The organism is Psychrobacter sp. NPDC078929, assembly GCF_050267985.1.
Taxonomy (GTDB): domain Bacteria; phylum Pseudomonadota; class Gammaproteobacteria; order Pseudomonadales; family Moraxellaceae; genus Psychrobacter.
On sequence record NZ_JBNNFX010000026.1, the window covers coordinates 20,500 to 30,772 of the forward strand.

Annotated in this window: 9 protein-coding genes and 1 tRNA gene; 5 read left to right on the forward strand and 5 right to left on the reverse strand. The window is 43.8% G+C overall.

Annotated features, from left to right (window positions below; genetic code table 11):
- Positions 1 to 174 precede the first annotated feature (174 nt).
- From ACQKCG_RS12470 to ACQKCG_RS12490, 5 genes are all read right to left on the reverse strand, one after another.
- Complete coding sequence (locus ACQKCG_RS12470) at positions 175 to 1,776, reverse strand: Rne/Rng family ribonuclease (protein ID WP_102094166.1); 1,602 nt, start codon at positions 1,774 to 1,776, stop codon at positions 175 to 177.
- Between the two features lie 120 nt (positions 1,777 to 1,896).
- Positions 1,897 to 2,580 carry a Maf family protein gene (locus tag ACQKCG_RS12475; protein WP_201556164.1) on the reverse strand — a complete coding sequence of 228 codons (684 nt, stop codon included), beginning with the start codon at positions 2,578 to 2,580 and terminating at the stop codon, positions 1,897 to 1,899.
- A 105-nt stretch (positions 2,581 to 2,685) separates the two neighbouring features.
- Positions 2,686 to 3,171, reverse strand: coding sequence for a rod shape-determining protein MreD (gene mreD, locus ACQKCG_RS12480; protein ID WP_102077940.1), 486 nt, complete (start codon positions 3,169 to 3,171; stop codon positions 2,686 to 2,688).
- A 120-nt stretch (positions 3,172 to 3,291) separates the two neighbouring features.
- The gene (gene mreC, locus ACQKCG_RS12485; RefSeq protein ID WP_102077941.1) at positions 3,292 to 4,152 is read right to left on the reverse strand and encodes a rod shape-determining protein MreC; all 861 of its coding nucleotides are present in this window, start codon (positions 4,150 to 4,152) and stop codon (positions 3,292 to 3,294) included.
- Between the two features lie 313 nt (positions 4,153 to 4,465).
- Positions 4,466 to 5,503 (reverse strand): rod shape-determining protein, encoded by a 1,038-nt coding sequence (locus ACQKCG_RS12490; protein ID WP_057758685.1) that lies wholly within the window; start codon positions 5,501 to 5,503, stop codon positions 4,466 to 4,468.
- Between the two features lie 25 nt (positions 5,504 to 5,528).
- On the opposite strand from ACQKCG_RS12490, the gene ACQKCG_RS12495 reads away from it, so the two are divergent.
- From ACQKCG_RS12495 to ACQKCG_RS12515, 5 genes are all read left to right on the forward strand, one after another.
- The gene (locus tag ACQKCG_RS12495) at positions 5,529 to 5,657 is read left to right on the forward strand and encodes a hypothetical protein (protein WP_264757031.1); all 129 of its coding nucleotides are present in this window, start codon (positions 5,529 to 5,531) and stop codon (positions 5,655 to 5,657) included.
- Between the two features lie 528 nt (positions 5,658 to 6,185).
- Positions 6,186 to 6,500, forward strand: a complete 315-nt coding sequence (gene gatC / locus ACQKCG_RS12500) for an Asp-tRNA(Asn)/Glu-tRNA(Gln) amidotransferase subunit GatC (protein ID WP_057758683.1) — start codon at positions 6,186 to 6,188, stop codon at positions 6,498 to 6,500.
- Positions 6,501 to 6,581: 81 nt separating this feature from the next.
- On the forward strand, positions 6,582 to 8,078 hold the full coding sequence (gene gatA, locus ACQKCG_RS12505) for an Asp-tRNA(Asn)/Glu-tRNA(Gln) amidotransferase subunit GatA (protein ID WP_134292650.1): 1,497 nt from the start codon (positions 6,582 to 6,584) through the stop codon (positions 8,076 to 8,078).
- Positions 8,078 to 9,604: an Asp-tRNA(Asn)/Glu-tRNA(Gln) amidotransferase subunit GatB gene (gene gatB, locus ACQKCG_RS12510; protein ID WP_134292651.1), complete on the forward strand. Its 1,527-nt coding sequence runs from the start codon at positions 8,078 to 8,080 to the stop codon at positions 9,602 to 9,604. Before gatA ends, gatB begins: the two co-directional genes overlap by 1 nt.
- A 114-nt stretch (positions 9,605 to 9,718) precedes the next feature.
- Positions 9,719 to 9,795, forward strand: a tRNA-Pro gene (locus tag ACQKCG_RS12515).
- Positions 9,796 to 10,273 lie beyond the last annotated feature (478 nt).

The window sequence follows — 10,273 nt, forward strand, 5'->3', positions numbered from 1 at the left end:
TAGCGCCAGCTTTTTTTATTCAGCTGCGCATATATAATTCAGTGGTGTATATTATACATAGTATTTTAGGTATTGCAAGAGCAATCTCTAGTATGATTAGAGATGCTCCTTCTTATACTGGCTACTAATCACACAAATAGTTTCATCTAAAATTATTATTTGTTTTAAATAATATTAATCTAAAACAATATCATACTGCTCTTGAGTGTATAGATTCTCTACATCAAAAGTAATGACCCTACCCAGTAGATACTCTAAATCGGCTACTGTGTCTGACTCTGTTGTAAGCAGTAAATCAATGACTGCCGCATGAGCCACTACTGTGAACTTTTTGGGAGAGTTATAAGTGCGTGCGCAGCGCATAATTTCGCGGAAAATCTCAAAACAAACGGTTTCTGCGGTTTTGACAAACCCGCGACCTTGGCAAGTTGAGCACGGCTCACACAGCTGCTGACCCAATGATTCACGCGTGCGCTTGCGTGTCATTTCTACCAATCCAAGCTCACTGACCTGCGTAATCTTAGTTTTTGCATAATCTTGGGTAAGCTGCGCCTGTAAGCTCTCAAGCACATCATCTTTGTGTTGTTGCTCAAGCATATCGATAAAATCTAGAATAATGATGCCGCCTAGATTACGTAAGCGCAACTGTCGAGCGATAGCATGTGTGGCTTCTAGATTAGTCTTATAAACCGTATCCTCTAATGAGCGACCGCCTACAAAAGAACCTGTATTGACATCAATCGTGGTCATAGCTTCGGTCTGGTCGATGATCAGATAGCCGCCAGACTTTAGATCGACACGGCGCTTTAGTGCATCACGTAAGTCGTCTTCGACACGGTGTACATCAAACAACGACTGCTCAGCGGTGTAATGCACGATACGATCATAGACGAAGGGAACAAACTCTTTGGCAAAATATCTGACTTGCTCATAGATTTGCGTATTATCAATGATGACTTTTTCGGTATCAGCGTGAACCAAGTCACGGATAGAACGTAATGGTAATGACAGTTCTTGATAGATCAGCTCTGAGCTCTGATGATGATTAATCTCTTGGCGACGAGCACAGATAGTACGCCACAGCTGCAATAGATAATAGATGTCCTCTTCTAGCTTATCGACAGGCACACGCTCAGCAGCAGTGCGGGCAATCAGTCCACCTTTTAGATTGACCGTCTGCATCAAGCTACTAAGCTCAGTCTTTAATCGGCTACGCTCTTCTTCACCATCGATACGCTGCGATATACCAATATGATCACTCGATGGCAAATATACTAGATAACGTGATGGTAGTGAGATGTTAGTCGTTAGACGAGCACCTTTGCTCCCCAGCTGGTCTTTAGTTACCTGTACCAAAATACGCTGACTTTCATGCAAACGATGCTGAATCAAAGTTTTAGACGCTGGTACTATTTCTGTGCTTTGCGCACTGACAATAGGCGGTGTCACAGCCAAGCTATCAGCAGAAGCGTTGGCAGTGGCATCGTCCTCATTTATCTCGTGCTTAGTGGCCTTAGCCGCTTTGTTTTTTTCTGCAACGGGGCGTGGTTCACGCTGCATATCATTAACATGTAGAAATGCGGTCCGTGACTGACCAATATCTACGAAGGCTGCCTGCATACCAGGAAGGACACGTACGACCGTCCCTAGATAGATATTGCCGACCAACCCCAGTTTGTGATGTCGTTCAATATAAATCTCGCCCAAAATACCATTGTCTAAAACCGCAACACGGGATTCCATTGGACTAATATTAATCAGCAGCTCTTCGGACATAGTTTTTTCTCTTATCTCTCAGCTTTCTTATTAGACGGTCATCGCCTATTAGATTGACAGTGTAACAAATGCGACTTGCTCTTGCCCATTACCCTACCGTGTCATTATGTGCATATCCCATTATAACGGGTTGACTGTGTCCTTACTGCCTTCTGTCATTTCTTTGATTAGTGCCAGCGTTTGCGCCAGTGGCAGACCAACGACATTGGTATAGCTGCCATTAATACGACTGACCCATGCCGCACCCAGTCCTTGAATACCATACCCACCTGCTTTATCAGCAGGTTCGCCACTATCCCAGTAATCGCTCATCATCTGTGTCGTCAGTGGTATAAAAGTCACTTCCGTACGTTCAGTGATTCGCTGCTGGTTAATAATTTGTAAGGAATGTGTAGGTTCTGATGGGCTTCGTTCTGCTATAGGCAATAGCTGTACTTGAGTCGCTTGAACGGCAGTCCATACTTCGTGGACGTTATCAGACATACGCTGCCACATACTATATGCGTGCTCGCGATCAATAGGCTTGACCAAGACTGTCTTACCGTCTGACAGTACACCGATGGTATCAGAAGTCAAAATAATAAACGGTGATGTAAGGCTATCGTGATTTGCTTGAGAGGTGTCGCTTAATTGTTGTATCGCGGCATCGGCTTTGGTTGCGACCATGCGTTCGATATAGTCTGTTGGCGACTCATTATCTAACGGTGTCTCATCAATATCCACGCTTAAGATAGTAAAGTCTAGTTGCGCTCTTTCTAGTAGCTCACGACGACGCGGAGAGCCAGACGCTAAAACGATATCCATCAATCTTCTCTTCATTTATAAATTTATGATGTGTGTGGTTGTACAGTATTGTATACAGAGCAAGCTAAGCTGTTAAACAAAGTAATCTTGATAACTGATAATTTATCAACGTGAAAACTTGCGTAAAGCAAACAGTACGAGTGGCCAGCTAATGATACTCATAAACAATGACACAGCAGACTGGGCGACAAAGACGTTTTGAATAAACATCTGTAGTATCCATAGATTTAACTGAAAGACAATCAGCCCTAGACTAGCAATTAACCAAGCGCTAACGGTATTCAACTGTCTGACATAGATACTGGTAATTTTAATAACCAGTGCAACTACAACAGCGGCAAAAGCTTGCTGCCCTAAATGGGTATCCATTAATAAATCAGCAATTAGTCCAACTGTGAATGCGGTGAAAATACCCACATAGCGCGGCTGAAACAGCAACCAATAAATCAGCACCATGATCATGACCATGGGACGCAATGTGGCCATGCTTGGGCTTAATGGATAGACATTGAGTGATGATGCAGCGATGAAACTTAGAACAATCACAACTATCAATAGTACCGTGGCATTCTCAGAATCAGGATACGACATGGGTACTTACCTTAGCGAGTGTTTGATAGTTGCTGTTATATTGTTGATTGGATATTGGCAAGGTGAATACCATAAGTGGAAAGAGCTTTAAAACGTTAATACTGTGGCTTACGTCATTATCTATGGAGCAATAGCAGCAGCATTATTCTCATTTAGCAGCTTGTCTTGAAGTATTAATACATAGGCATTGTCAATAAAGTTAGCTGCTGGAGTAACTTCGATCGTTCTAAAGTTATCAGTTTGCTCGTCTTTGACATGCGCGATACGCCCTACTCGATAACCTGCCGGAATACGACCGCCCAATCCTGACGACACTAGCTCATCACCTACCCGCACATCCGATGTTTTGAATACGTAATTGAGACTTAATGAGGATGGAATGCCTTGACCTGTGACGATAGCACGCTGACCGGTACGCTTGACAGTAACCGCAACTGACTGCTGCTCATCTGTAATCAACAACAGACGGCTAGTATTCGGGTAGACATTGATAATCTGTCCTAATACACCATCTTCATCGATGACCGTTTGCCCAACTTGTACGCCATCTTGCTCACCTTTGTTAAGCACCACAATCTGTCTGAGCAAATTGGTATCTGTACCGATGACTTGCGCCAAATTAAGATCAAACTGCTCAGGCTTGGTGGTAGATAAGATACCTTGCAGACGTGCGTTCTGCGCCAAGATATAATCTTGCTGTTGTAGCTTGGCATGCGCGTGTATCAATTGCGACTTTAGCTGCATATTTTCGCGACGCAGTGCTTCTTTTGACTGCAGGCTGCCACCAGCCCAATGCTTGGCATAGCTTGGTAATAGAGACAGCTCATAGATTGGCTGCATGGCGGCATGACTGGTGCTACGTACTGGCTTGAACCAATCAGAGTTTTTGCTATCAAACCACATCAAAATTAAGGCTGCTATCAATACGATAACAGTCTTACGAAGTGATAACGGCTGGCGCGCAAAAATACTTGGAGTCATAAGTCGTCTGATTTAAGGATTCTAAAATGAACAATAGCACTTATTTATAGCATGAGTGTTTATCGAGGATATTGGGTTCTAGCACAAATGAATGCAATTAAAGGTAGCACAATCGGCTACCTTTAATTTTATATATAGTCAATTTTATATAAATTAGATACGGTGTTAGTCTCGCTCAGCCTACTATTTGTAGTACTTTCGCTTGCCTTCCTTATATCCAAATTATATTAAACCGACTATATTTATAGTTTCATCATTCACATAAATCATCATATATTGCCAAGACTATAGGGCAATTAAGAATAAAGATGACTTAAACAAAAATCATGTTTAAACTTTTGTTATTGATGAAATCAAGCGCGATACCACCGCCACGACTAACGCAGGTCAACGGGTCTTCTGCTACCGTTACTGGCAAACCGGTCTCTTGCGAGATAAGTTTGTCTAAGTCACGTAATAGTGCGCCGCCACCTGTCAATACAATGCCACGCTCAGCGATGTCCGATGATAACTCTGGAGGAGTCTGCTCAAGTGCTACTTTTACAGCGCTAACAATACCGCTCAATGGATCAGTCAACGCTTTTTGCACTTCTTCTGAATTGACAGTAAAGGTCTTTGGCACACCTTCTGCCATGCTACGACCACGAACTTCTACTTCTAGTTGGCTGTCTTCATTCAATGCAGAACCGACTTCTTTTTTGATGCGCTCAGCGGTTGTCTCACCGATGACACAACCATGCGTACGGCGTACATGAGTGATGATCGCTTCATCAAACATATCGCCACCGATACGAATCGACTCAGCATATACGCAACCAGATAGTGCGATAACAGCAATCTCAGTCGTACCACCACCGATGTCCACCACCATAGAACCACTGGCTTCATGAACTGGCATACCAGCACCGATAGCCGCAGCCATCGGCTCTTCTAGCAATAGTACTTTGCTCGCACCTGCTGATGATACTGCCTCACGAATCGCCTTGCGCTCAACTAGAGTAGACTTACATGGTACACAAACCACGACGTTAGGCTGTGCCATAAAACGCTTGGCTTTTACTTTAGCGATAAAGTGCTTAAGCATTTTTTGCGTCACTTCAAAATCAGCAATCACACCGTCTTTCAACGGGCGAATCGCTGTGATGTTCGCAGGCGTACGACCTAGCATCTGCTTGGCATCGATACCAACAGCGGCGACGGTCGGGTTCTGAGTACGATTGCTTCGTAACGCGACCACCGTAGGCTCGTCAAGCACGACGCCTTTATTAGGAATAAAAATTAGGGTGTTCGCAGTACCGAGGTCGATAGCGATATTATTTGATAAAAATCCAAACAGGTTCATGACTAATATATCCAGCGTCTTACGAATGAGGCGAATGAGATTGACTGAGGTGTTACTCGTCAGTGTTGAGCAGGTCGTCGTTAAACATTACTTGTGGCAACAGTTAATCATCCCAACAAGTCAAAATCCAAACTATAATGATGAAATGAAAAAACTGAGCTAAATTATACCGATTTAGCTCAAAAAAAACATAGATATTTGCATCAGTAAGTAAGGATTTTTGTCTTAGACGCCAAAAGTTGTTACAAAGTTTGAAATAGTAGTGAATATCATTCAACTCAATGAAACATCATTTAATCTGATAACTAACAAGGCTCTACAGGCAGATGAATGTTTTGCTTAATAGCAGATGCATACTGTAACGTATTTTAGAAGCTAATTGGAGAGCAATTGAGGAACAATGATGAATTAGGGGGTCAGTTTTGCAATTCTCTGTAAATCATTGTGTCTTAATTGGCATTATGGCTCGGCTAGCACCATATCTTATTTAATATTACGTCTTTATCAATTCAATCTCTTGGTTGAGATTGTGCATCAATCAAGCGTCATACTCTGTAAACTTGAGTCAGATGCTTTATAATAAGCCCACTTACTATTTGTTTCTATTTTAATTGTTTCTATTTTAACGCTTACGTATTTTCCTTTTCGTAATCAACTACTCTAACAAAAACTGTCCTTAACTGGAGAAACTATGTCTCAGCAGCCAGCAACGTCTGACAGCAACGTCAGCCGTGAAGAAATCCTAGAAGTTGCCAACCTTGCCCGCTTAGGTGTCGATGAAAGTACAGCCGATAGCTATGCTGATGATATCAGTAAAGTATTAAAACTGATGAATACGCTATCTAACGTTGATACCACAGACATCAAGCCATTAGCCAATATCCATGAAGCTTGCCAAGAGTTGCGTGCTGATGTGGCAAAACATGATATCAATCGTGAGCGTAATCAATCAGTCGCACCTGCCGTAGAAGAAGGCTTATATCTAGTGCCTCAGGTGATTGAATAATAGTGGCTGAATAATACAATCACGCATTTGCCATTATCTCATTTTATTTTATGCTATTAACATTTTGACGGACGACACCTTATGTCTGAACTTCATTTATTAAGTACCGAGCAGCTCATTACTGGCTTGCAAAACAAACAATTTAGCAGCGCAGAATTAACCGAACACTACATCAAGCGTATCGATGCGCTAGATAGCAAGATTAACAGCTTTATCACTCATACTTCTGAGACAGCACGCGCACATGCAAAAGCAGCAGACGAGATGCGTGCTCAGGGCGATCAGCGTCCGCTACTTGGTGTCCCGATGGCGCATAAAGACATCTTTTGCACCCAGGGCGTACTGACCACTTGTGGCTCAAAGATGCTACATAACTTTGTCTCACCATATGACGCGACTATCGTCTCTAATATCGACAAGGCTGGCATGATTAGCTTAGGTAAGCTCAATATGGATGAGTTTGCGATGGGCTCAGACAACAGTAGCTCATACTACGGTACGGTACAAAACCCTTGGAACCTAGAGCGCGTTCCTGGTGGCTCGTCAGGTGGTAGTGCTGCTGCCGTTGCCGCTGGTTTTGTCCCTGTTGCTACTGGTAGTGATACGGGTGGCTCTATTCGTCAGCCTGCTTCATTTTGTGGCTTAACCGGTATCAAGCCCACTTATGGTCGCGTCTCGCGCTTCGGTATGATTGCCTATGCTTCAAGTCTAGATCAAGCAGGTAGCATGGGGCGCAGCGCTAAAGATTGCGCCTATCTGCTCCAACCAATGATTGGTCATGATCCACGCGATGCAACTTCTATCAAATACGAGATGCCTGACTACGTACAAGATATCAATGATGCCCAAGCTGCTGCTGGTGATAAGCCATTTGACGGTCTTCGTATTGGTGTAGCCAAAGAATACTTCGGTACAGGGCTTGATAGCGAAGTTGAGCAAGCAGTACGTGCGGCTCTGAAGAAATATGAAGAGCTTGGTGCAACGATTGTAGAAGTGAACATCACTGATCCTGAGATCACGCTTGCCACTTACTATATGCTAGCGCCTGCCGAAGCATCATCTAACCTATCGCGCTTCGATGGCGTACGTTTTGGCTATCGCTGTGAAAACCCAACGGACCTTATCGATCTATACACGCGCTCACGCTCCGAAGGCTTTGGCCCTGAAGTACAGCGCCGTATCTTGACAGGGACGTATGCGCTATCGGCTGGCTACTTCGATGCTTACTATACTAAAGCACAGAAGATTCGCCGTTTGATCGTTAAAGACTTTGATGAAGCATTTGCTAGCTGTGATGTGATTGCTAGCCCAACCGCACCGACGGCAGCTTACAAGCTTACTGACAACCTAGATCCTGCAACGATGTATTTAGGTGACGTTTATACCATCGCGGTCAACCTAGCAGGTCTACCTGCCCTCAGTCAGCCAGTTGGTTTGACGACTGAAGGCCTACCTATTGGCTTACAATTAATCGGTAAGCACTGGCAAGAGAGTCAACTGCTCACGACTGCGCATCTGTTCCAGCAGCATACTGATCATCACCTACAACACTCTACCATCGCAAAGGAGACGGTATAATGAGTACAGCTACTACTGATAACAATGCCGTCCGTGAACACGCGGTGCGTAAAGAGCTATTTGTCGATGGCTATGAAGTGGTCATCGGTATCGAGATTCACTGCCAGCTAAATACGGAAAGTAAGATCTTCTCAAGTGCGCCGACTGACTTTGGTCATGAGCCAAACAGCCAAGCAAGTATCGTCGATTTGGGTCTACCTGGCGTATTACCAGTGTTAAATGCTGGTGTGGTCGATCGCGCATTAAAATTCGGTATCGGTGTCAATGCTGAGCTGGGCCTGTTTAATACGTTTGACCGTAAAAACTACTTTTACCCTGACTTGCCTAAAGGCTATCAAATCACTCAGATGGCAAATCCTATCGTAGGCGTTGGCTATATCGATGTCGTGGTCAACGAAGGCGAAAAGAACGAATACCCTAAACGTATGGGTATCACCCGCGCGCATCTAGAAGAAGATGCGGGTAAATCTGTACATGACGCAGTCGATGGTATGACGGGTGTGGATTTGAACCGTGCTGGTACGCCACTAATCGAAATCGTCTCTGAGCCAGACATGCGCTCAGCTCACGAAGCACTTGCCTACATCAAAGCCATCCATCAGCTAGTCACTTGGCTAGGTATCTCAGACGCAGTGATGGCCGAAGGCTCATTCCGCTGTGACTGTAACGTCTCTGTGCGCAAGCCAGGCGCTGATCTCGGTACACGTACTGAGCTAAAAAACCTAAACTCGTTCCGCTTTATCGAACGTGCTATCAATCGTGAAATCGAACGTCAAATCGATATCTTAGAAGATGGTGGCAAAGTCGTACAAGCGACGATGCTATATGATCCAGAGCGTGATGAAACGCGTACCATGCGTACCAAAGAAGACGCCAACGACTATCGCTACTTCCCTGATCCTGACCTGCTACCTGTCCGTATCGAGCAGCATACGGTTGATGCGATCAAAGCAGCAATGCCAGAATTACCAGTCGCTCGTCGCGCACGCTTTGAAGAAGCGCTTGGTCTGTCAGAATACGACGCTCGTATCTTAACTGGTAGTCGTCAAATTGCTGACTATTTCGAAGATGTAGTGGCTGAAATCGGACAGCAAGATGCCAAAATGGCTGGCAACTGGGTCATGGGCGACTTACTCGGCGCACTGAACAAAGATGACACTGACATCATCGACTCCCCTATCAGCGCCAAACAGTTGGCTGGCATGCTCAAGCGTATCAAAGATGACACGCTATCTGGCAAACTGGCTAAGAAAGTCTTTAGTGCTCTATACGAGCGTGAAGGCGGCGATGGCGATGATGCAGCAGATAAAATCATCACAGACAAAGGCCTTAAGCAAGAAACCGATACTGGCGCTATCAAAGCGATGGTCGAAGAAGTCATCGCAAAAAATGAAGCGATGGTCGAAGAATATCGCGGCGGTAAGGAAAAAGCCTTTAACGGTCTGGTCGGTCAAGTCATGAAAGCCAGTCGCGGTAGTGCTAACCCACAGCAAGTGAACCAAATTCTAAAAGAATTATTGGGTTAACATTGGCTGCTAAGCGATTATACTGACTATGCTAGGCAGAATAATATTGTAGAGTTTGGCTGCTATAAATAGCCCTTGCAATATACATAATTTTGCGTAAAATAGTCAGTCACTCGGGGCGTAGCGCAGTCTGGTAGCGCACTACACTGGGGGTGTAGTGGTCGCAGGTTCAAATCCTGCCGTTCCGACCAAACATAGCAGTAAAGAGAAAAGCCAATCATTGTTTTCAATGGTTGGCTTTTTTTGTGCTAAATTTGACTGGTGATTGTATGATGTTTTGATTGAGCAAATAATAATAAAAATCTTGCAAGACATGATGAATAATCTAAAGCCAGTCATCCATATAGCTTTAGGCTGGTTTGTCTTATATCTACTTTGATTTAATGGTGTGTAGAAGTGTGAATTGTGACTTATTTTTTTTCTGATATTCAAAAAGGTTATGATACCCACATGGAACTTGCTTCCTTGTTAGACGTACTTATATCTATATCCGAATATCCTATATGTTCTGCTATTGAGTTCTTGCAATATCACGATTTTCAAAAGAAGATTAAATTTTATTACTTAGAAGATATGGTAATCCCCCCAATAAATAAGAACACTTACAAATAGAGATTAACTGCTAAAATACACCAGCAGGAGAATCCTATGAAAAAGACACGCTTTAGC

What these genes read in the sequence shown, in the direction of transcription:
- ACQKCG_RS12470 (WP_102094166.1), bottom strand. Translation starts at nt 1,776, where the DNA reads ATGTCCGAAGAGCTGCTGATTAATATTAGTCCAATGGAATCCCGTGTT.
- ACQKCG_RS12475 (WP_201556164.1), bottom strand. Translation starts at nt 2,580, where the DNA reads ATGGATATCGTTTTAGCGTCTGGCTCTCCGCGTCGTCGTGAGCTACTA.
- mreD (WP_102077940.1), bottom strand. Translation starts at nt 3,171, where the DNA reads ATGTCGTATCCTGATTCTGAGAATGCCACGGTACTATTGATAGTTGTG.
- mreC (WP_102077941.1), bottom strand. Translation starts at nt 4,152, where the DNA reads ATGACTCCAAGTATTTTTGCGCGCCAGCCGTTATCACTTCGTAAGACT.
- ACQKCG_RS12495 (WP_264757031.1), top strand. Translation starts at nt 5,529, where the DNA reads ATGAGATTGACTGAGGTGTTACTCGTCAGTGTTGAGCAGGTCGTCGTT.
- gatC (WP_057758683.1), top strand. Translation starts at nt 6,186, where the DNA reads ATGTCTCAGCAGCCAGCAACGTCTGACAGCAACGTCAGCCGTGAAGAA.
- gatA (WP_134292650.1), top strand. Translation starts at nt 6,582, where the DNA reads ATGTCTGAACTTCATTTATTAAGTACCGAGCAGCTCATTACTGGCTTG.
- gatB (WP_134292651.1), top strand. Translation starts at nt 8,078, where the DNA reads ATGAGTACAGCTACTACTGATAACAATGCCGTCCGTGAACACGCGGTG.